At 67.9% G+C, this 21,498-nt stretch carries 19 protein-coding genes; 10 read left to right on the top strand and 9 right to left on the bottom strand.

Translation table 11 applies throughout. From position 1 onward, the window contains the following. Both IEW85_RS12935 and IEW85_RS12930 read right to left on the bottom strand, forming a co-directional pair. A complete protein-coding gene (locus IEW85_RS12935; RefSeq protein ID WP_188686488.1) occupies window positions 1-1,239 on the bottom strand; it encodes an alkaline phosphatase family protein in 1,239 nt (412 codons plus the stop codon). Between the two features lie 10 nt (window positions 1,240-1,249). After that, entirely contained in the window at window positions 1,250-1,849 is a 600-nt protein-coding gene (locus IEW85_RS12930; RefSeq protein WP_188686484.1) for a DUF5998 family protein, read from the bottom strand. Between the two features lie 72 nt (window positions 1,850-1,921). Between IEW85_RS12930 and IEW85_RS12925 the strand changes: the two genes are divergently transcribed. The 3 genes from IEW85_RS12925 to IEW85_RS12915 are packed head-to-tail and all read left to right on the top strand — an operon-like array spanning window position 1,922 to window position 6,808. Continuing rightward, window positions 1,922-2,950 carry a 3-oxoacyl-ACP synthase III gene (locus tag IEW85_RS12925; protein WP_188686482.1) on the top strand — a complete coding sequence of 343 codons (1,029 nt, stop codon included), beginning with the start codon at window positions 1,922-1,924 and terminating at the stop codon, window positions 2,948-2,950. Between the two features lie 43 nt (window positions 2,951-2,993). Then, window positions 2,994-5,768, top strand: a complete 2,775-nt coding sequence (locus IEW85_RS12920) for an alpha/beta fold hydrolase (protein WP_188686479.1) — start codon at window positions 2,994-2,996, stop codon at window positions 5,766-5,768. After that, window positions 5,765-6,808 carry an NAD-dependent epimerase/dehydratase family protein gene (locus tag IEW85_RS12915; RefSeq protein ID WP_229659028.1) on the top strand — a complete coding sequence of 348 codons (1,044 nt, stop codon included), beginning with the start codon at window positions 5,765-5,767 and terminating at the stop codon, window positions 6,806-6,808. Before IEW85_RS12920 ends, IEW85_RS12915 begins: the two co-directional genes overlap by 4 nt. A gap of 717 nt (window positions 6,809-7,525) precedes the next feature. On the opposite strand, the gene IEW85_RS12910 is transcribed toward IEW85_RS12915, so the two are convergent. Continuing rightward, window positions 7,526-10,228: a bifunctional acetate--CoA ligase family protein/GNAT family N-acetyltransferase gene (locus IEW85_RS12910; protein WP_188686476.1), complete on the bottom strand. Its 2,703-nt coding sequence runs from the start codon at window positions 10,226-10,228 to the stop codon at window positions 7,526-7,528. Between the two features lie 55 nt (window positions 10,229-10,283). On the opposite strand from IEW85_RS12910, the gene IEW85_RS12905 reads away from it, so the two are divergent. The 4 genes from IEW85_RS12905 (at window position 10,284) to IEW85_RS12890 (ending at window position 14,677) form a co-directional block, all read left to right on the top strand. Next, window positions 10,284-12,842, top strand: coding sequence for a DNA gyrase/topoisomerase IV subunit A (locus tag IEW85_RS12905; RefSeq protein ID WP_188686473.1), 2,559 nt, complete (start codon window positions 10,284-10,286; stop codon window positions 12,840-12,842). 73 nt (window positions 12,843-12,915) lie between these two features. After that, on the top strand, window positions 12,916-13,254 hold the full coding sequence (locus tag IEW85_RS12900; protein ID WP_188686469.1) for a BlaI/MecI/CopY family transcriptional regulator: 339 nt from the start codon (window positions 12,916-12,918) through the stop codon (window positions 13,252-13,254). 71 nt (window positions 13,255-13,325) lie between these two features. Beyond that, the gene (locus IEW85_RS12895) at window positions 13,326-14,309 is read left to right on the top strand and encodes a M56 family metallopeptidase (RefSeq protein ID WP_188686466.1); all 984 of its coding nucleotides are present in this window, start codon (window positions 13,326-13,328) and stop codon (window positions 14,307-14,309) included. Between the two features lie 44 nt (window positions 14,310-14,353). Next, on the top strand, window positions 14,354-14,677 hold the full coding sequence (locus IEW85_RS12890; RefSeq protein WP_188686463.1) for a hypothetical protein: 324 nt from the start codon (window positions 14,354-14,356) through the stop codon (window positions 14,675-14,677). On the opposite strand, the gene IEW85_RS12885 is transcribed toward IEW85_RS12890, so the two are convergent. From IEW85_RS12885 to IEW85_RS12875, 3 genes are read right to left on the bottom strand one after another with little or no spacing between them, the layout of a single operon-like run. After that, window positions 14,667-15,572 carry an SURF1 family cytochrome oxidase biogenesis protein gene (locus tag IEW85_RS12885; protein WP_188686459.1) on the bottom strand — a complete coding sequence of 302 codons (906 nt, stop codon included), beginning with the start codon at window positions 15,570-15,572 and terminating at the stop codon, window positions 14,667-14,669. The genes IEW85_RS12890 and IEW85_RS12885 overlap by 11 nt on opposite strands. Further along, window positions 15,569-15,817, bottom strand: a complete 249-nt coding sequence (locus tag IEW85_RS12880) for an acetone carboxylase (protein WP_188686456.1) — start codon at window positions 15,815-15,817, stop codon at window positions 15,569-15,571. The genes IEW85_RS12885 and IEW85_RS12880 overlap by 4 nt, the downstream gene beginning before the upstream one ends. A gap of 23 nt (window positions 15,818-15,840) precedes the next feature. Then, the gene (locus IEW85_RS12875) at window positions 15,841-16,272 is read right to left on the bottom strand and encodes a DUF3099 domain-containing protein (protein ID WP_188686454.1); all 432 of its coding nucleotides are present in this window, start codon (window positions 16,270-16,272) and stop codon (window positions 15,841-15,843) included. A 127-nt stretch (window positions 16,273-16,399) separates the two neighbouring features. Between IEW85_RS12875 and fabG the strand changes: the two genes are divergently transcribed. Both fabG and IEW85_RS12865 read left to right on the top strand, forming a co-directional pair. Beyond that, a complete protein-coding gene (gene fabG / locus IEW85_RS12870; RefSeq protein WP_188686451.1) occupies window positions 16,400-17,110 on the top strand; it encodes a 3-oxoacyl-ACP reductase FabG in 711 nt (236 codons plus the stop codon). Window positions 17,111-17,150: 40 nt separating this feature from the next. Continuing rightward, entirely contained in the window at window positions 17,151-17,903 is a 753-nt protein-coding gene (locus IEW85_RS12865) for an SDR family oxidoreductase (protein WP_188686447.1), read from the top strand. Here IEW85_RS12865 and abc-f read toward each other — a convergent pair. Both abc-f and IEW85_RS12855 read right to left on the bottom strand, forming a co-directional pair. Continuing rightward, on the bottom strand, window positions 17,890-19,488 hold the full coding sequence (abc-f, locus tag IEW85_RS12860; protein WP_188686444.1) for a ribosomal protection-like ABC-F family protein: 1,599 nt from the start codon (window positions 19,486-19,488) through the stop codon (window positions 17,890-17,892). The genes IEW85_RS12865 and abc-f overlap by 14 nt on opposite strands. Window positions 19,489-19,576: 88 nt before the next feature. Continuing rightward, window positions 19,577-20,140 carry an LOG family protein gene (locus tag IEW85_RS12855; protein ID WP_188686441.1) on the bottom strand — a complete coding sequence of 188 codons (564 nt, stop codon included), beginning with the start codon at window positions 20,138-20,140 and terminating at the stop codon, window positions 19,577-19,579. Window positions 20,141-20,226: 86 nt separating this feature from the next. On the opposite strand from IEW85_RS12855, the gene IEW85_RS12850 reads away from it, so the two are divergent. Beyond that, window positions 20,227-20,853 carry a flavin reductase family protein gene (locus IEW85_RS12850; RefSeq protein WP_188686438.1) on the top strand — a complete coding sequence of 209 codons (627 nt, stop codon included), beginning with the start codon at window positions 20,227-20,229 and terminating at the stop codon, window positions 20,851-20,853. A gap of 30 nt (window positions 20,854-20,883) precedes the next feature. Here the strand turns inward: IEW85_RS12850 and IEW85_RS12845 are convergent, their stop codons facing one another. Beyond that, window positions 20,884-21,444, bottom strand: a complete 561-nt coding sequence (locus IEW85_RS12845; RefSeq protein WP_188686435.1) for a DUF3558 family protein — start codon at window positions 21,442-21,444, stop codon at window positions 20,884-20,886. Between the last annotated feature and the right edge of the window lie 54 nt (window positions 21,445-21,498).

Genomic DNA, 21,498 nt, shown 5'->3' with positions numbered 1-21,498 from the left:
TCAGATCTCCTGACCGCTGAGCGAGAGCAGCGGGACCTTCCTCTCGGCGTCGGTGAGCGAGCCGTGCTGACCCACCATGGACAGCGGAGCCGGACCGCTTTCTGCCGTGTGGAACAGGGCGATGGGACCGTGCACGGCCACCAGCACATCGCCGATGCGTGAGAGCACCCGGTCCTCCACGGGACCGAACCACCCGGCGTCGAGGGCCTGGCGCTTCTGCACCACCCAGGTCTGATCGCCGAAGGCTCGCTGCCAGGCCTCCTGCACCTGAGCCTCTCGCCCTTCGGCGGTGTGCAGGTGCAGGAACCGGGGCTCACCGGCCACATGCTCCACCGCACCGAGCAGCTCATCCTGCTCCTGCTGCTCCAGCGCCTGGAGGTCGATTCGGCTCTCCGCAGCGATGTCGATCATGCCGTGATCGGCGGTCATCAGCACCAGGGCCTGGGAGCCGTAGAACTTGTCCAGGGCGGCGCAGAACCGTTCGGCCTCGGCATCGAGCAGCTCCAGCATGCGGATCCATTCCGCGGAGTCCACTCCATACTTATGGCCCGTCTTATCCAGCTCATCGACATAGAGGTAGACCATCAGCGGGGTGGGCGCGCCCTGACGGACCTGGCCCTTGCGGAGACGGTGCCCGGAGATCCAGTCCTCGGCCAGCCGGAACCGCGCGTCCATATGTTTGGCACCCAGGAACTCGCCCCCGGAGAGTGAGGCCTCGGTGAGTCGTGAGTCCTGGAACTGGGGGCGGGAGACTGTGACCACGGCGGCTCCGGCCCGTTCGGCCCGGGCCAGCAGGGAGTCATGGGGCTGCCAGCTGCGCGGATCCACCTCCGGATCCCAGCCGCCCAGCATGTTCACCACGCGGTCCAGGTCCTGCGCATAGACGTTGTAGCCGGTGAGCCCGTGCTCCCCCGGTGTCCGGCCGGTGCCCAAGGAGGTCAGCGAGGCCGAGGTGGTGGAGGGGACCCCGGCGTCGAGGACCCTGCCGGTGGCCGCCCGTCGCCAGCGCGAGGCCAGGAAGCGGGCATGACCGGTGTGGCGGGCGAGCTGCTCATCGCCGAGCCCGTCCACCATGAGCACCACGGCGATGCTCGCCTCGGGCAGACCCAGACGGTTCTCGAAACACTCCCCCTGGCCCTCGGCGCTGCTGAGACCGAGGGCGGCACCGACGGAGGGCAGGATCTGACGCAGGTGTGCGCCGTTGTAGTCCGGGGCCGCCGGTGGAGGCGGAAGAGTCATCGCAGCGGCCTCAGCGCGCGTACTTCACACAGGCGCGGCGCAGCGCTCGGACGAAGCTGCGGGCCTCATCCACTGCAGTGTCGCCCTCGGCAGTGGCGGCGATGCGCAGCACGATGTCCTCCGGCACCCAGGTGCCGCTGTCGCCGTGATCGGCCATGCAGTCGGGGTTGGCGCATTCGGCCGGCACAGTCTCGAACCGAGCGCCCCCTGTCCAGTGCATGTTCAGCGTCACCTCAGCCAGACCACGTTCCGGGACGAACCGGTCCGGGTGACGGTGGACCTCGGAGAGGATGAGCGACCGGATCCGGCTCACCGGGACCACTTCGGTGGAGATTCTCGCCACAGTGTCTGAGGACCCTGCGGCAGGCTGATGGAGTCCGCCGTCGTCGGCCTCCAGATCATGATCGTCCAGGTGAGCGACCACGACCACGTCATCGGCCAGGACCAGCACAGTGATGTGGCGGTGGACCTCCTCCATGTCGAAATGGGTGTCTACGTGCACGATCTGGTGGCTGGCTTCGCGGCCGTCGAGCGCCTCGGTCACCGTGTGGTGAACCAGAGCGGGGTAGAAGCCGCCGCGCTCGATGGCCTCGCGCATGGAAAGAGTCATGGTCACCATCGTATCCAGAGCCGCTGGAGTCCGAGGCACTGAGCGGTGCTGACTTTCCAGTAGCATGGACCGGTGCCCGGAAACACCACCTTCCATCACCAGAACGCCTCCCTGCTCTCTGTGGCAGAGGTCGAGGCTCCCGCAGCACTGACGTCGAAGGAGCTGGACAAGCGGCTCTCCGATGCGCTGAAGCGGCTGAAGCTGCCCACAGGACTCCTTCAGCGCGTGGCCGGAGTCAGGGCTCGGCGCAACTGGGACACCCCCGACGGCGCCATCACCGGCGCCGTGGAAGCGGGCCGCCGCGCCATCGAGGCCGCCGGCATCTCCCGCGACGACGTCACTGTGATGGTCAACACCTCGGTCACCCGTGAGCATCTTGAGCCCTCGGTGGCCGTGGGGATCCATCACAAGCTCGGCCTGCCGAGCTCGGCGATGAACTTCGACATCACCAATGCCTGCTTGGGCTTCGTCAACGCGATGACCCTGGCCAGCTCGCTCATCGACGCCGGTCAGGCCAAGTACGTGCTGATCGTCAACGGCGAGGACGCGCGGAAGGTCCAGGAGGCCACTGTGGAGCGGATCAACTCCCTGGAGCAGGCAGTCTCCCGCGATGACTTCATGAGCGAGTTCGCCTCCCTGACACTGGGCTGCGGTGCGGCCGCGGCAGTCATCGGCCCGGCGGACCAGCACCCTGAGGGTCACCGCATCATCGGCGGCGTGACCCGTGCTGCCTCTCAGCACCACGGTCTCTGCGTGGGCGATCACCGGGGCATGTTCACCGACTCCCGCGGCCTGCTCGACGGCGGCCTGGAGCTGGTCATGGACGCCTGGGAGGCCGCCGAGGAGCACTTCGACTGGCAGCAGATGGACTCCTATGTGACCCATCAGGTCTCCCAGCTGCACACCTCCTCCATCATCAAGGCGGCCAAGCTGGACAAGAAGCGAGTTCCGGTCACCTACCCCGAACTGGGCAATGTGGGGCCGGCCTCGCTGCCCATCACACTCTCGCGCGAGGCGGCTTCCCTCCACCGCGGTGCGCGCGTGCTCTGCATGGGGGTAGGGTCAGGGCTGAACACCGCGATGGTCGAGATCGAATGGTGAACCGGCAGTCACCGCAGTACACAGATTGAGGGGTGCAGCGCCGATGGCGAAGCTGAAGGCATGGCGTTCGATTCCGGCGGCCGGGGCACGGCTCCCCACCGAACACATCGCCGCTGAGGGGGCCTTCCCCGGGTTGGATCCGAAGTGGTCCCGGCTGGTCACCGCGAAGACCGACGACGGCGCCCACACCTTCCACGTGCTGGACACCGGTCCGGAGCTGGCCGAGCGCGGCATCACCCCCACCGGCACCATCCTGGCAGTGCACGGCAACCCCACGTGGTCCTATCTGTGGCGCCGCGTCCTCGCCGCCTCCCTGGAGCAGGCCGCTGAGGGCCGTGCCTGGCGCGTGATCGCACCCGACCAGCTGGATATGGGCTTATCCGACCGGCTGGAGCACCCGGAGGCACCGGCCGCCGAGGCTGAGTCCTACCGCCGCTTCGAGCAGCGCCTGGGCGACCTGGACGGGCTGATGGACGCCTTGGATGTGGACACCTCCGTCCCTCTGGTCACCCTGGGCCACGACTGGGGCGGTGTGATCAGCATGGGCTGGGCCATGCGCCACGCCGACGAGGTGGACGCCGTGGTCAGCCTCAACACTGCCGTGGACCATCCCGTCGACGAGCATGTCCCCGCCGCGCTGCGCGCCGCGATGGCGCCTGCCGTGCTGCCGATCTCCACAGTGGAGACCGAGGGCTTCCTGAAGGTCACCCTGGGCCTGGCCGAGGGCGGCCTGGAGTCTGCGGTGAAGAAGGCCTACCGCGCCCCCTACACCTCCCGCTGGGGCCGCGGCGGCATCGGCGGCTTCGTGGCCGACATCCCCGCGCTCAGCGAGCATGTCTCCCGCCCCGTGCTGGAGGAGACCTCTTCCAAGCTGACTCAGTGGCAGAAGCCCACCCTCTTCCTCTGGGGCCCCCAGGACCCCGTGTTCCAGGACCGCTATCTGGCCGATCTGCTGGAACGACTCCCCCATGCCGATGTGCACCGCTTCGAAGGCTCCGGGCACCTGCTGGCCGAGGACCGGAACATCGCCGCACCGCTGTTCACCTGGCTGGACGACCGCTTCCCCGCCGCCGATGTTCAGGAGGACGCACGCAGCGGCCTGCGCTCCCCCGAGCCGGCCGGCGAGGTCTCCCGCCTCCACGATCAGCTGGAGCACCTGACGATGACGTGGCGCAAGGCCAGCCCCGCCGTGGTGGACATGGGCGTGGCCGAGGACCAGGAGCGCGCCGTCTCCTGGGACGATCTGGCCGAGAAGGTCGATGCCCTGGCCGTGGGGCTCAGCGAGCTCGGCGTCTCCCCCGGTGACCGTGTCTCCCTGCTGGTCCAGCCCGGCAACGACCTCACCGTGATCCTCTATGCCTGCCTGCGCATCGGCGCCGTGGCCGTGGTGGCCGATCAGGGGCTGGGCCTGAAGGGGATGACCCGTGCTGTGCGCAGCGCCCGCCCGCAGTGGATCATCGGCGCCAAGCCCGGCCTGACCGTGGCGCGGACGCTGAACTGGCCCGGACGGCGGGTCAGCCTGGACGTGCTCTCCGGCCGCCAGGCCAAGCTCCTGGGCACTGTGGCCTCAGTGGAGCGCCTGCTGCGCAGCCACAGCGGACGCAGCCCGCAGGATCTGCCTTATCCGGCACCGGAGGATCCGGCCGCCGTGCTGTTCACCTCCGGATCCACCGGCCCGGCCAAGGGTGTGCTCTACACCCACGGACGCTTGGGTGCCCTGGTGGCTCTGCTGCGCCAACAGTTCGCCGTGAAGCCCGGCTCCTCGCTGATCGCAGGATTCGCACCCTTCGCCCTGCTCGGCCCGGCCATCGGCGCCACCTCGGTGACTCCGGACATGTCGGTGACCAAGCCCTCCACGCTGACCGCTGTGGCCGTGGCCGAGGCCGCCCTGGCCGGCGAGGCCACGATGTTCTTCGGATCCCCGGCCGCACTGCGCAATGTGGTGGCCACCGCCGGTGAGCTGAGCGCCGAGCAGCGCGACGCCTTGGGCGGGATCTACCTGGTCCTGTCTGCCGGCGCCCCGGTGCACCCGGTGCTGTTGGACCAGGTCCAGGAGCTCTTCCCGGAGGCTGAGATCCACACGCCCTACGGAATGACCGAGGGTCTGCTGCAGGCGGACATCTCCCGCGAGCAGGTCCACGAGGCCATGACCTCCGGCCCCTCCGGCGAAGGTCAGCCCGGCGTCTGCGTGGGCCGCCCCGTGGACGGAGTGCGTTTCGCCCTGGCACCGCTGGATGCCGAGGGGCACCCCGTGGAACAGCTGGTGGAGCCGGCCGACCATGTGGGCACCCTGGGTGAGATCGTGGTGTCTGCGGCCCACCTCAAGGAGGGCTATGACCGCCTGTGGCTCACCGATCGGCAGAGCCGCCGGGACACCTATGACGGGCTGATCTGGCACCGCACCAATGACGTCGGACACTTCGACGCCGAAGGCCGGCTCTGGATCCAGGGGCGCCTCCAGCATGTGATCACCACACCCGCGGGTCCGGTGGGCCCCGGCACCGTGGAGACCCCGGTGGACGCACTGGACGAGGTGGCCCGCGCGGCCGCCGTCGGCGTCGGCCCGGCCGGCACACAGGCCGTGGTGGTCATCGCTGAACCTGAGGGCAGCGCCAAGGCGCTGCGCACCGGCCGTTCCCCGCTGGCCCAGCCGGAGTTCGCCCGTACTGTGCGCGAGGCCTCCGAGGTCCCGGTGTCCGCAGTCCTGGTGCTGGAGGGGCTGCCCACCGATATCCGTCATAACTCCAAGATCGACCGCACCCGGCTGGCCGAGTGGGCCGCTGAGGTGCTCGCCGGCGAGAAGGTGAAGTCTCTGTGAGCCCGAAGACTGTGACCGATCAGGAGATCCTGCCCGGCAGCCGCGTGCTGGTCACCGGCGCTTCCGGCCTGCTGGGACGCTCCGTGGCGCAGAAGCTGGTCGACCTCGGCTATGAGGTCACCACCCTGCAGCGCAGCTCCTCCAGCATCGATGGCGCCCAGGAGGTCCGTGGGTCGCTCAGCGACCCCGAGGCCGTGACACGCGCCGTGGAAGGTCAGCACGCCATCATCCACATGGCGGCGAAGGTGTCCGTCTCCGGTGAGCGCGAAGAGTTCGTGGAGGTCAACATCCGCGGCACCGAGCGTCTCCTCGAGGCCGCCTGGAGCGCCGGTGTGGACAACGTCCTGCACGTCTCCTCCCCCTCAGTGGCCCACGGCGGCTCCTCGCTGGTGGGTGAGGGCGCAGGGGCTGCAGATCCTGAGCATGCCGAGGGCAACTACGCCCAGACCAAGGCCGAGGCCGAGCTGATCGCCGAGACCTACGGCAGTGCGGGCATGAACGTGCTGATCATCCGCCCACATCTGATCTGGGGCCCCGGCGACGGACAGCTGACACACCGGATCGTGGCCCGTGCCCGCTCCGGCCGGCTGCCCATCCTGGGCTCCGGCGCGGCCCTGGTGGACACGCTCTACATCGACAACGCCGTGGAAGCTTTCGTGGCCGGCCTGCGGCGACTGCCGGCCATCCACGGGCAGCGCCTGGTGCTGACCAACGGTGAGCCGCGGCCGATCGGCGAGCTCCTGATGGGCATCGCTGAGGCCGGCGGCGCCAAGCGTCCGCGCATGCGCGTGGCACCGGCCATCGCCAAAGCGGCGGGCCTGGCCGTGGAGAAGATCTGGGCCTCGGCCAGCCGAGTCACCGAGATGCCCGGAGACGGCGAGCCGCCCATGACCAAGTTCCTGGCCGAGCAGCTGAGCACTGCGCATTGGTTCGATCAGCGCCGCACCCGAGAGTCCCTGGACTGGACCCCCTCGGTCAGCGTCGATCAAGGGCTCGAGAAGCTGAGCGAGCACGTCCGCCGCACCGGCGGAGTGCTCTGAGGCTCCCCCTCCTCCTCCGGCGCACTCGGGGGCCTTGTGGATAACTTCTGCAGAGTTCGGAGATATCCGGCACGCTGAACGGATGAACCCTCCGCAGCCCAACGCCGCCCACCCGTTCCTCGTCAGCCGGTGGGAGCCGGAGGGGATCCACACGGGGAATCAGTACGGCAGGGCTCTGCGGCGCGGTCGGCTCCTCCGACTCAGGCGCGGTGTCTACCTCCCAGTGGACACCTGGGCTGAGTCGCAGCCGTCGGAGCGGTTCAGCCTGACCGCGGCGGCCCGCTGGCCTGGGCCCCAACTTTCTCCGTGGCTTCGGCACCCACATGATCTCTCCCACCACCGCTCCCGATCCCGCGTCGCCCATTCCCGCGGCGGCTCATGGCGTCAGTCTGCTGACCGAGCCGCTGACCAGGGCGGTTCCAGACGCCGTGGGCAGGATGCGCTTCCCAGCCGGCGTCGTCGTCTTGGATGCTGCGCTCAGAGGTGGTGACAGTCGCCCTACCCTCTCTCAGCAACAGCTCCAGGAGGGCGCCGCGGCTCTGCAGTGGACTTACGACGCCGCCACCTCTGGGCGACAGCCCTGGCCTTCGCCGATCCGGCCTCCGAATCTCCGGGTGAGCCTCTGGCGCGAGCACAGTTCGCCGCAAGCTTTCACACCTGTCGCGGGTCATGACGCGCGGCAATGTTGAAAACTCGCGGCAGCTGCCGAGCGCAGGCTCACCAGCGGGACATGGCGCGGCGGGCTGAGTCGGTGCGCTGCTCCGGGTTGGCGATCTCCACGGCGGCGTGCAGCACGCTGACCCCATCCGGTGAGGCCAGCAGCGGCGTCAGCTCCAGTGAGGCCACCTGCGGGTGGTTGTCCTTCAGGATCGCGATCCGCTGCACCGTCTCCTCCAGCGCACCCACATCCACAGCCGGCACACCCTGATAGCCCAGCAGCTTCTGCCCTGCCCGCGGCCGGCGCACCAGGCGGCGCACATCGCGATCGGTCAGCGGTGGGACCCCGTGGGCCCAGTCGTCGAGCAGATCCACCGCGTCTCCGGAGATGCCGAAGGAGACCACTGGGCCCATCATCGGATCCTCGATGGCCCGCAGGGTGCAGCCCTGTCCGGTGGGCGCCATGGGCTGGACCTCCAGCCCGGGACTGCCGTAGCGGGCCAGCGTCCGGCGCATCTCGGCCACCGTCCGGCGCAGCATCTCGGCATCCTCGATGTTCAGCTGCACACCGCCCAGGTCCAGGCGATGCCGCAGATAGGAGTTGGTGGCCTTGACCGCCACCGGATAGCCCAGCTCCTCGGCCGCGGCCACCGCCTCATCATCGGTGTCGAAGCCGATGGAACGCATCACGGTGACCCCGTAGAGCCCCAGGAGCTCGGCGACCTGATCAGGGTCCAGCCTGCGCAGCTCAGCGCCGCGCACACCGGTGAGCCAGCGCTTGAGCTTCTCATCGGCGTCGCGCAGCACCGTGGTGCCCTCCAGCCCGGCGGGGACGAAGGGCTCGCCGATGCCGTCCTGGCGCCACCGCTGATAGCGCGCGATCTTGCCCAGGGCGGCCACTGAGCGTTCCGGTGAGGAGAAGATCGGCACGCCCTGCTGCAGCGCACCGGTCTCGATCACCGGGGCCGCGTTGCCCACATGGTTCAGTGCCACGTTCTGATCCAGCACTCCGATATAGGAGGCCACCACAGGCTTGGCATACTCTCGCGAGATCTCGGAGATCGCGCGGCTGCGGTCCACATGCTCACCGGTGAAGCTGGGCTGCAGGCACAGCGCGACGGAGTCGACGTCGTCGTCCTCCAGCAGTTCGCTCAGGGCACGGGTCAGAGCTTTCCCTGCCTCACGGTTGGTGCCCTCCAGGTCCAGGTCTCCGACCACGCGGGTGGGCTTGAGGTTCTGCGACTCGGCGGCATCGGCCAACACTCGGCTCATCGAAGGCGAGTTGGAGAGGATAGCGATCCGCCGTCCGGCGGGCAGGGGCTGGGTCGCCAGCACCTGGAGCACGTCCATCAGCGAGTCATGGTTGCCCACCTGGACCACTCCGGAGTGGTCCAGCATGGCATCCACTGCGCCCAGCGGGGCTCGGGTGGTCCGCACCTCGTGGCCGGGCGGCAGCCGGCGGCCCATCACATCGGACTTCGCCACCACCACCGGCTTGGTGCGGGAGAGCCTGCGGACGATGCGCGAGAATTTGCGCGGGTTGCCGAAGCTCTCCAGATAGACTCCCACGGCGCGGGTGGCATCGTCGTCCTCGAAGTACTGCATGGCGTCGTTGCCGGAGAGATCCGCACGGTTGCCCGCCGAGATCACCGAGGAGAGCCCGAGCTCGCGCCGGTGGGCCTGGGAGTAGAGGGAGACCCCCACGGAGGCGGACTGGCTGAACAGGCCCACTCCGCCGCGCAACGGCATCGAGGGTGAGAGCGAGGCGTTGAGCGAGACGTCCGGATCGGTGTTGAGCAGACCCACAGAGGCTGGGCCCACCACGCGCATGCCCCAGCGCCGGGCCAGGCGGACCAGCTCGCGCTGATCGATCTGCGGAGAGTCGGTGAGAACCAGGATTCCCTTGACCCCGTGGCGGCCGCAGTCGGCCACCACCTCCTCCAGATGCTCCGGCGGAACCGCCACCACACCCAGATCGATGTCCTGTCTGATGTGCTCCAGGGAGGCGTAGGCGGTGGTGCCGCCCACTTCGAAGGCCTCAGGGTTCACCGAGTGGACGCCTCCGGTGAAGCGGCCCTCCACGATGTTCTGCAGCAGGTGATAGCCCACGGAGCCGTACTCGCGGGAGGCACCGATCACCGCCACCTGCTCCGGGGCCAGCAGCTCCCCCACGCTGCGGGCCTCCGCACGGTGCTCGCGGGACTCCATGACCTCGCGGGAGCGTTCCGTGGGGTCGATGCTGAACTCCAGCAGCACCACACCGTCCTCGAACTTCCGCTGGACCTCATAGCCGGCCTCGGAGAAGACCAGCAGCATCTTGCGGTTCTCCGGCAGCACCTCGGCGGAGAACCGTTCGATCCCGCGCTCCCGTCCGGCGGCCGCCAGATGCTCCAGCAGGATGGAGCCCAGGCCGCGGCCCTGGTGAGCGTCAGAGATGTTGAAGGAGACCTCGGCCTCTCGGGTATCGTCGATGCGGTCGAATCCCCCGACCCCGATGATCTCGTCGTCGAGCAGGATCACCATCGCCACCCGATCGGTGTGGTCGACCACGGTGAAGCGGGCCAGCTCCTTCTCCGTCAGCGTCGACTTATAGGTGAAGTACCGCAGGTAGATCGACGACTCCGACTGGCCCTGGTGCATCCGCTGCAGCCGGTCGGCGTCGTCACTGCTGATGGGGCGCAGATGAGCTGCCGCTCCATCGCGGAGCACGACATCTGCCTCCCAGTGGGACGGATATCCCTGGGTTCTGCTCTGATGGCCCATAGGATCAACACTACGAGAAGTTTGGCACGACCGATACAGGACCCTCACTCACACTATGGCGAGCAGCACCGAAGAGCCTCCGGCGACCCCCGAGGACAACATCGTCGACATCGACGTCTCTGCGGAGATGGAGACATCCTTCCTCGAGTACGCCTATTCGGTCATCTACTCGCGCGCTCTGCCGGATGCCCGCGACGGGATGAAACCGGTGCAGCGCCGCATCCTCTACATGATGGCCGATATGGGGCTCCGCCCCGAGAAGGGCCATGTGAAGTCCGCCCGTGTGGTGGGCGAGGTGATGGGTAAGCTCCACCCCCACGGCGACGCCGCCATCTACGATGCGCTGGTCCGCCTCGCCCAGTCATGGGCCCTGCGCCTGCCCCTGGTGGACGGCCACGGAAACTTCGGCTCCCTGGACGACGGTCCGGCGGCGGCCCGCTACACCGAGGCTCGGATGACCTCGGCGGCCCTAGCGATGACCGCCGATCTGGACGAGGACGTCGTCGACTATGAGCCCAACTATGACAACCAGCTGACTCAGCCTGGCGTGCTGCCCAGCGCCTTCCCCAACCTTCTGGTCAACGGCGCCTCGGGCATCGCAGTGGGCATGGCCACCAATATGGCCCCGCACAACATGCGCGAGGTGGTCAACGGCGCCCGCCACCTGATCCTCAACCCTGAGGCCACCCTCGAGGATCTGATGCAGCACATCCCGGGCCCGGACCTGCCCTCCGGCGGCCGGATCGTGGGCCTGGACGGCATCAAGGACGCCTATGCCACCGGGCGCGGCTCCTTCAAGACCCGCGCCACGGTCTCCATCGAGCAGGTCACCGCCCGCAAGACCGGCATCGTGGTCACCCAGCTGCCCTATATGGTCGGTCCGGAGAAGCTGATCGAGAAGATCAAGGACGCGGTCCAGAACAAGAAGCTGACCGGCATCTCCGATGTGCTGGACCTGACCGACCGCAAGAACGGCATGAAGCTCATCATCGAGCTCAAGGCCGGGTTCAACCCGCAGGCGGTGCTGGCCCAGCTCTATAAGCTCACGCCGATGGAGGACTCCTTCGGCATCAACAATGTGGCGTTGGTGGACGGCCAGCCGCGGACCATGGGCCTGCTGGAGCTGCTCCAGGTCTATGTGGACCACCGCCTGGAGGTCGTGCGCCGCCGCACCTCCTTCCGGCTGAACAAGCGCCAGGACCGGCTGCACCTGGTCGAGGGCCTGCTGATCGCGATCCTGGACATCGATGAGGTGATCCAGGTGATCCGCGCGGCTGAGGACAGCGGCACCGCCCGTGAGCGGCTGATGACGATCTTCGATCTGACCCAGCCCCAGGCCGAGCACATCCTGGAGCTGCGCCTGCGCCAGCTGACCCGCTACTCCACGCTGGAGCTGGAGCAGGAGAAGCAGAAGCTCGAGGAGGAGATCGCCGAGCTCAAGGCCATCCTCGAATCTGAGGCCAGGCTGCGCCAGACGGTCGCCGATGAGCTGGCCGATGTGGCAGAGAAACACGGCGATGACCGCCGCACCGTGCTGGTGGAGTCCGAGACCATGGAGCCTGCTGCGGCCGCCGCGCCCGCCGCCTCAGCTCCCGACGCCGGCAGCGGCCTGCAGATCGCCGACTCCCCCTGCTGGGCCCTGCTGTCGACCTCAGGGCAGCTGGCCCGGACCACAGACCGCTCCGCACTGATCCACCCCACCCGGCGCAGCCGTCACGACACCCTGGTCTCAGCGGTGCCGACCACGGCGCGCGGCGAGATCGGCGCAGTGACCTCCTTCGGCCGCATGATCCGCGTGCCGGTGGTGGATATGCCCGCAGTGGAGATCGCCTCCGGCAAGGCCAACCTGTCGCAGGGCGTGAAGACCAAGGAATTCTTCACCGGGGTCCACCAGCTGGAGAAGAAGGAAGAGCTCATCGCCTTCGTCCCGCTGGACGAGGTGATCGCACTGGGCACCGCCTCCGGCCGCGTGAAGCGGGTGAACCCGGACTACCCGCTCAACCGTGACGAGTGGGAGATCATCGCGTTGAAGGACGCCGGCACGCGCAATGCCGACACGGTGGTGGGTGCCTCCGTGGCCGCGGACACCGACGAGTTGGTCTTCGTCACCGCCGGGGCGCAGCTGCTGCGCTATGAGGCCTCCCTGGTGCGCCCGCAGGGCCGCACCGCCTCCGGCATGGCGGGCATGAAACTGGCCGAGGGCGACCGTGTGGTCGGCTTCTCCGTGGTTCCCGCAACGGCCGGCGAAGAACAGGCTGAGGGTGTCTCCAACGCAGTTGTGGTCACTCTGGCCGCCGGTGAGGTGCCGCTGGAGGGCTTCGAGTCCGGCAGCATCAAGGTCACCGACTTCGCCGAGTTCCCCGCCAAGGGCCGTGCCACCGCCGGTGTGCGCGCCCACCGCTTCGGCAAGGGCGAGGATCACCTGAAGCTGGGCTGGGCTGGTCCATCGCCGGCACTGGCTGCGGCCAAGAACGGCACCGCCCGGGTGCTGCCGGCGGAGATGTCCAAGCGCGATGCCTCCGGTGTGCCGCTGGAGCGCGCCATCGACGCCGTGGCCACCAGCCCCGAACAGCTCACAGCACAGCTGACAGCCTCCGAGACTCCGGAGGCGTGAGCGTCGCCACATTGTGACACGGTCCTACTACACAATGTAGAAGTCGGGCCCTCACCAGGAGTATCGTAGTGATATGGCCACACTTGGAGACCTCGAGCGTTCCGTCATGAGTCTGCTCTGGGAAGGCGACACCTCCCTCAGCGCCAATGACGTCCGGGACCAGCTGGGCGAAGACCTGGCGGTCACCACTGTGCTCACCGTGCTCTCCCGGCTGGAGAAGAAGGGCCTGGTCCGCCGCGAGCGTTCCACCCGCCCGCACCGCTACACCGCCACCGCCTCCCGCGAGGAGCACACGGTGGAGATGCTCAACGAGGTGCTCGGCACCGCCTCCGACCGCGAGGCTGTTCTGGCCCGGTTCATCGGCGGCGTCTCTGAGGAAGAGGCCGCGGCGCTGCGTCGCATCCTCAAGTAGACGCCCCTTCTCCTGTCCGGCGGTGCCGGACTGCTGCAGAGACCTGCCCCAGTCCCACGTAGGATGGTCCGGTGGAGTTTCTCGCCCTCTTTCTGGCGCTGCTCGCCTTCCTGCTGGCCGTTCCGGTCCCGCGCGCGTTGAGCACTGCCCGCTTCCGTTCCCGGTCCCCGTGGTCCGCCATGCTGCTGTGGCAGGCCATCGCACTGGCCGGCGGACTCTCCATCCTGGGCGCCCCGATGACCTATGGCCTGGCGCCCTTCGGAGAGTCCCTGCCTGAGGCTGTGGCTGAGGTGATCCGACTGATGTTCGCCGAGGACTACACGGCCCTGGCTGAGCGAGAGGTCCACCCCACCCATATCTTCGCGCTGTGCTTCAGCGTGGTCATGGGCGGGCACCTGCTGCTGACTCTGCTGCGCACCTATATGCGGGTGCTCGCCTCCCGACGCCGGCATCGGGACCTGGTGCGCCTGCTCTCCACCCCGGTGGACGGTTCCCCCGGCGCAGATCTCGGCCGGCACAGCGGCCTGGGCGCCCAGCTGGACGACGCCCATGTCATCGAGCACGACGCGCCGCTGGCCTACTGTCTGCCGGGCCGCACCTATGCCGGATCGGTCACCGTGATCTCCCGCGGCCTGCTGGATCAGCTCTCGGAGAAGGAGCTGGCAGCAGTGGTCGCCCATGAGCGGACCCATCTGCATCAGCGCCATCATCTGCTGACCATGGCCTTCGATGCCTGGTACCGCGCACTGCCCTGGCTGCCCACAGCGCGCCATGGGCGCGAGGCCGTGCTGGAGCTGACTGAGATGCTGGCCGACGACGGCGCCCTGCAGCATCATTCACGGGATGATCTGCTGCGTTCCCTGGCGCTGAGCTCGCCGGAGGAGGAGTCGAAGGAGGCCGAGCTGAGTCGGCACTCCTCGGCGCTGATCACCGGTGTGCGGCTCAAGCGCCTGATCGTCCCGCCGCAGCCCCTGGGCCGCCCTGCCGCCTCAGGCATCCTGTCCGCGGCCGCCGCCCTGCTCCTGGTGCCCACGGGCCTGCTGCTGACGCTGTGATCAGGGTCTGAGCGGGTGACGGCCGGCTCAGCTAGGCTGAGACGATGGCCTCCACCGTGACGATCACCCCACACACCCATTGGATGAACGGCTGGGTGCTGCGCCCCCTCGCCGTCCCTGTGATCCGCATCGACGGCACAGACCATCCTGTGACGTGGGGCCGCGCGGCCGAGATCGAGGTCAGCGTCGGGGCCCACACCATCGGAGTCGGCGCACGTTATCGCGGCACCGGCAGCGTGCTCGGCATGGAGGAGACCACCGTGGAGGTGGGCGAATCCCAGACAGTGGTCCTGGAGGCGAGGAACGGGCTGTTCAACCATCAGCCGTTCACCATCACCCAGCTGGGATCGGCCCAGTTCAGCGACTGAGCTGCTCCTCCACCCAGGCGTCCTCCATATCCTCGTCGCTGAGCTTGCCGGAGCGCAGGCGGTGGATGCGCTTGGCCTCCCGCAGGCGCTCCTGCTTGGAGACACCGGAGGCGGCGTGCCGGCCGTCGTCGTCATCGAGCATGTCGAGATCGTTGTTCCGGGCCTGCAGGCGGGCCGCATAGCCCCAACCGACGAAGCCCAGCAGGCCGAAGGCCACCCACTGCATGGAGTAGGCCAGATGGGGACCCTCATCCAGGGCCGGGCGGGCCAGCTGCTGAGGGGTCTCCGCAGGGGCCGGAGACTCCTCAGCCATCAGGCCGTAGGCACCCGGGATCAGCTCGTAGCCGACCTCGTCCTCGTACTCAGCGATGTCCACCGAGGCCAGCTGGCCCTCGGGGGCGTCACGGTCGATGGCCGGCTCCCCGGGCTTCAGGCGCCAGGTCACGTCTACCTCGCCCTGAGGCGGATCCGGAAGGGTGGCCGGCTGTCCGCCGTCCTCGCTGTGGGTGGCCAGCCAGCCGCGGCTGATGATCAGCACGTCGCCTGCGGCCTCACCCTGGGTGACCTCGAACGGGATCAGCTGCTCATATCCCACGGCACCGCCGTGGCCGCGGTTGCGGACCAGCAGCATGTCCTCTTCACGGTACTCACCGGTGGCCTCTGCGACCGTCCACTCGTCCTCATCATCGGTGTCCACGAAGAGGTCGCGCACCTGGGCATAGGGAACCGGGTCCTCGTCATAGTTGTGGACCACACGGTTGATCTCCTCCAGGGCCTGATCGCGGCGGTCCATCTGCCACTGACCCAGGAAGATGCAGACCACCAGGAACAGGCCGCAGATGGCCAGCCAGCCCAGCCAGGTGGGCGTCAGGAGGAACGAGTAGCGCTGCTTCATGCCTCGCCTTCCTCCAAAGGCTCGGTGCTGCGCCAGAACAGGCGCTGCTGCAGGAAGTTCTCCAACCAACCGCGGTGCTCATCGCAGGCCAACCAGATCTTGCGCCGTTCGGCGTCGTGGATCTTGGGGTTGTTCCAGAGGATCTGCCATACGGCGTCGGCGCGGCAGCCCTTGCGGGAGCACTGCGGCACATCGGGGCCGGCATTGCCCTCATCGCCGCTGCCGAGTGAGCTGAGGAGATCCATCGTGTCCTATTCTCTCAAAGGGTTCAGCGGTCGCCATCGGCGTCGTCGCGGACGATCTCGCCCTCGATCACGGTGCCCGCGGCGCCGTTCTCCGAGGCCTGCTCGGACGCCTCCTGCTCCTCGGTCTCCCACCATTCGGGAGCCTCAGCGGGCTCCTGGTGCCCTGTGGTCAGCCGGGCCTGCGGGTCCACCTCATCGGACTCGCGCCCACGGGTGTAGCGGTCGCCTCCGGCGTTGGCGTCCACCACGGCCACATACGGCAGGATCATCGCCGCTACGACGAAGGCCATGGACCACCAGCTCTGCCAGATGATCGCAGTGACCGCGGCCAGGATGAAGCAGAGCATGCGGACGCCCTGGGAGTACGCGTAGCGCATCATCCGGGCATGCTGCTCCTCACTGTGCCGCTGCGGGGCATCAGTGATCGAGTGCACCTCATCGCCGTGTCTTGCCACCGCCCCAGTCTACGCCTGATCTTCTACAACAGGTAGAACACTGCGACGGCGCCAGCAGGTGACGCGACGGTCACCGCATCTCTGGCATAGGCTGGGGTGCAGCTTTTCTGCACCGATCCTGAGGAGAATGATGTCCGGACGCAGCGTTCTGGTCACCGGCGGAAACCGCGGCATCGGCCGCGCCATCGCCGAGGAGTTCATCGCGAACGGCGATAAGGTCGCCGTCACCACCCGCAGCGGCGAGGCCCCCGAGGGGGCGCTCGGCGTGGCCGCAGATGTGACGGACTCCGCCTCCGTCGACGAGGCCTTCAAACATGTCGAGGAGGCCCACGGCCCCGTGGAGATCCTGGTGGCCAATGCGGGCATCACCAAGGACACCCTGCTGCTGCGCATGACTGAGGAGGACTTCTCCGAGGTCCTCGACACCAACCTCACCGGCGCCTTCCGTGTGCTCAAGCGTGCCTCCAAAGGCATGCTGCGCCTGAAGCGCGGCCGCGTGATCCTGATCGGCTCCGTGGTGGGCCTCTACGGCTCCCCCGGTCAGATCAACTACTCCTCCTCCAAGTCCGCCCTGGTGGGCATGGCCCGCTCGCTGACCCGTGAGTTGGGCGGCCGCGGCATCACCGCCAACGTGGTGGCACCGGGCTTCGTGCGCTCGGATATGACCGACGCGCTGGACGAGGACACCCAGAAGAAGTACCTGGAGAACATCCCCGCCGGCCGCTTCGCCGAGGTGGACGAGGTCGCCCGCGTGGTGAAGTGGTTGGGTTCCGAGGATGCCGGCTACATCTCCGGTGCGGTGATCCCTGTGGACGGCGGACTGGGCATGGGCCACTGAGCGCCCCGCCCTCCTACTGACGAAGACGAAGGAAACGACGATGACTGACACTCCCCAGAAGGATCTCGCCGGCAAGGGCGCGATCATCACCGGCTCCTCCCGCGGCATCGGCGCGGCCACCGCACAGCTGCTGGGCGCCCGCGGCGCCGGCGTCGTGGTGAACTACCGCGCCAAGGCTCCCCGTGCCCAGAAGGTGGCCAAGGGCATCGAGGAAGCCGGCGGCCAGGCCGTGACCGTCGGCGCGGACCTGACCGAGGCCGAGGGAGCGAAGGCCCTGGTGGACGCCGCAATGGAGAGCTTCGGCTCCCTGGACCTGCTGATCCTCAACGCCTCCGGCGGCATGGAGTCCGACCGCGGCGACGAATACGCCCTGAAGCTCAACCGCGACGCCCAGGTGCAGATGGCACGCACCGCCCTGGAGGTCATGCCGGAGGGATCCCAGATCATCTTCGTGACCAGCCACCAGGCACACTTCATCGACCAGACCGCCACGATGGACGCCTATGAGCCGGTGGCCCGCTCCAAGCGCGCCGGTGAGGACGCTCTGCGTGAGATGGCCCCTGAGCTCGCAGAGAAGGGCATCAAGCTCACCGTGGTCTCCGGCGACATGATCGAGGGCACCATCACCGCGACTCTGCTCAACCGCGCCGAGCCCGGCGCCATCGAGGCACGCCGCGAGGCTGCCGGCAAGCTCTACTCCGTGCAGGAGTTCGCCGCAGAGATCTCCCANCAACAGCTGACACCCGCCCTGGAGCGGGCCGGCGCTCAGCTGCACCGGCTCACTCCAGGGTGATGAGGTCTTCATACTCCTGTGTATAGAGGTCCTCGGCGCCGTCGGGAAGCAGCAGCACCCGCTCGGGGTCGAGGGCCTCTACGGCACCCGGGTCGTGGGAGATCAGCACCACAGCACCCTCATAGGTGCGCAGCGCGGCCAGGATCTCCTCTCGCGACGCCGGGTCCAAGTTGTTGGTGGGCTCGTCCAGCAGCAGCACATTGGCCTGCGAGGCCACCAGGGTGGCCAGGGCCAGACGCGTCTTCTCCCCGCCAGAGAGGACCGAGGCGGGCTTATCCACCTCATCGCCGGTGAAGAGGAAGGATCCCAGGACCTTCCGCTGGTCGGTGTCATTGAGGAAGGGCGCGGCAGACTTCATGTTCGCCAGCACCGACTGCTCGGTGTCCAGGGTGTCGTGCTCCTGGGCGAAGTAGCCCAGCTTCAGGCCATGACCGTGGATGACCTCACCGGTGTCCGAATCGGTGGCCCCCGCCAGCAGCTTCATCAGCGTAGTCTTGCCCGCACCGTTGTAGCCCAGGATGACCACCCGTGAGCCGCGGTCGATGGCCAGGTCCAGCCCGGTGAAGATCTCCAGGGAGCCGTAGGACTTGGAGATCCCCTCGGCCATGAGCGGCGTCTTGCCGCAGGACTGCGGCTTGGGGAAGCGGATGTTGGCCACCTTGTCCTGCTGGCGTTCCCCCTCCATGCCGCGCATCATGCGCTCAGCACGCTTGAGCATGGACTGCGCCGCAGTGGCCTTGGTGGCGGTGGCCTTCATCTTCTCGGCCTGCTGGCGCAGCTGAGAGGCCTTCTTCTCCGCGTTGGCGTATTCGCGCTTGCGGCGGGCCTCATCCTGTTCGCGCTGGACCAGGTACTTCTTCCACCCCATGTTGTAGGTGTCCACCGTCTGCCGGATGGCATCCAGGTAGAGCACCTTGTTCACCGTCTCCTCGATGAGGTCCACGTCGTGGGAGATCATCAGCACACCGCCGGGGAAGGTCCGCAGATGCTCGCGCAGCCAGGCGATGGAGTCGGCGTCGAGGTGGTTGGTGGGCTCATCCAGCAGCAGGGTGTCGGCATCGGAGAAGAGGATGCGGGCCAGCTCCACACGCCGGCGCTGACCGCCGGAGAGCGTCTTCAGCGGCTGGACCAGGATGCGCTCAGGAAGGTCCAGGTTCGCGCAGATGGTGGCGGCCTCCGACTCGGCGGCATAGCCTCCTGCAGCGGTGAAGCGGGCCTCCAGGCTGGAGTAGCGCTTCATGGCCTTGTCCCGGACGGTGTCGTCTTCGGAGGTCATGTCTTCCTCGGTCTGGCGCATCTTGGCCACGACCTCGTCCATGCCGCGGGCCGAGAGGATGCGGTCCCGGGCCAGCTGCTCCATGTTCTCCACGCGGGGATCCTGGGGCAGATAGCCGATCTCGCCGCGGCGCTCCACCGTTCCCGCCGTGGGGGCGGACTCTCCGGCGAGCACCTTGGTCATCGTGGTCTTGCCGGCGCCGTTGCGTCCGACCAGCCCGATCTTGTCTCCGGAATCGATGCGGAAAGAGACCTCGTCCATGAGCAGACGCGCACCGACGCGCAGCTCAAGGTCGGACACAGTGATCACGGAAACGCAGAACCTCTCAGAGCTTTCGGGGGATGTCTGCCGGATGGCAACCTTTCCAGTGTACCGGGGAGCGCCCGGCCCGCGGCATCTACTGCTGGGGCATCTGCCAGGCCCGCAGCGCAGCGATCAGCTCCTGCGGCTCATCGCTGATCACCAAGGCATCGCGGCGCCACTCGGCCATGAAGCCCTCGGCCACCATATGGTCCACCATGTCCAACAGCGGATCCCAGAACCCGTTCACGCTATAGAGGCCCACCGGCTTGTGGTGGATGTTCAGGTACTGCCAGGTCCAGGTCTCGAAGAACTCCTCCAGCGTGCCCATGCCTCCGGGCAGCGCGATGAAGGCGTCTCCCTGCTCAGCCATCAGCCGTTTGCGCTCATGCATATCGGCGACGACGTCCAGGCGGGTCAGCCCAGGATGAGCCACCTCACGCTCCACCAGGACATCGGGGATGACGCCGCGGACCTCTCCCCCGGCCTCCAGCGCGGCATCTGCGATATGTCCCATCAGGCCCACACGGCCGCCGCCGAAGACGACGCCGATCCCCTCCTGAGCGAGCAGAGTTCCGAGACAGCGCACCTCCCGCTGGTATCCGAGGTCTGCTCCGGTGGCCGATCCGGTGAACACTGTCAGGTGGGAGATCTCACTCATGGACCGATCCTATCGGGCGGACTCTGGAAGACTGGCCGACGGGGCACCGCGACCCGCCGCCGCCCGCAGACGACTGAGGAGGACCGTTGATCGCTGAGCACCATTTCTATGAGCCGGCCGCCGGACATGGGCTGCCGCATTCACCGTTCAACGCGATCATCGCGCCCAGGCCCATCGGCTGGATCTCCTCGCAGAGCTCGGGGGGCACTTTGAACCTGGCGCCGTTCAGCTTCTTCAACGCCTTCAACTATGAGCCGCCGATCATCGGATTCGCCGGCAACGGCCCCAAGGACAGCGTCCTCAACGCCGAGGCCGTGGGCGAGTTCTGCTGGAACCTGGTCAGCGCCGATCTGGCCGAGCAGATGAACGCCACCTCGGCGGCTGTCCCGCCGGATCAGGATGAGTTCGCACTGGCCGGACTGACCCCTGCGGCCTCCCACGTGGTGGATGTCCCGCATGTGGCCCAGGCCCAGACCGTCTTCGAATGCCGGACCACTCAGGTGGTCCCGCTGCTCTCAGCCGCTGGGGAGGAGACGGTGACCAAAGTGGTCTTCGGCGAAGTCGTGGGCGTGCACATCAGCACCTCGCTGCTCACCGACGGCATCTACCAGACGGCGGCCGGGCACCCGCTGCTGCGCGGCGGCGGACCCTCGGCCTATTTCACCGTCCGCGAGGAGGACCGCTTCGATATGCACCGGCCCCCAGCGCCGTAGGGAGGCCGGCGCCGCGGACATACCGACTGCTCAGACCGCGTCCATCAGCTGTTCGGCCAGCTCCTCTGCCTGGTGAAGCTCCTCCACTGCGGAGACCTGGAAGACGGCGTCGCCGTATCGGAAGATCAGCATGCCCTCGTTCCAGATGGCCTGGTCCCCGACCTCGACCTGCTCATAGCCGCCGCCCTCCTGATCGATGTCCACCTGTCCGGAGATCTGCTCGAAGAGCTGATCGCCCGTGGCCTCCTCATCGGCGTGCAGGACCACTGAGACCAGAAGCTGATCCCCCGGAGCGGTCCACATGCAGGTCTGCATAGTGCCGCCCTCCTCCTCGGCGGACCCGGTGGCGTCCTCCACGGTGTCGCCGAAGATTCCGCCGAGCTCCTCCTCGTCGAGCAGCTCGCAGACATCCACTCCCTGCAGCTCCTCCGCAACCGCCCCGGCCTCCTGACCCTCGGCCTCCTCGGCGATATCCACACCCTCGTCATCACCGCAAGCGGCGGCGCTGAGCAGGAGGGTCGCACCGCCCAGCAGGGCAGCTCCTCGGCGGAACAGCAGCGGAGCCGTCGGACGGTCGGAGATCTGAGGCATCGAGCACCCTCCCAGGGGCAGGCCGGACTATGACCCCGCCAACATAGCAAACGG

It is taken from the genome of Nesterenkonia cremea (assembly GCF_014642675.1).
GTDB lineage: Bacteria > Actinomycetota > Actinomycetes > Actinomycetales > Micrococcaceae > Nesterenkonia > Nesterenkonia cremea.
The sequence above is the reverse complement of the archived record's forward strand: the minus strand, read 5'-3'. Positions and strand labels throughout refer to the sequence as shown.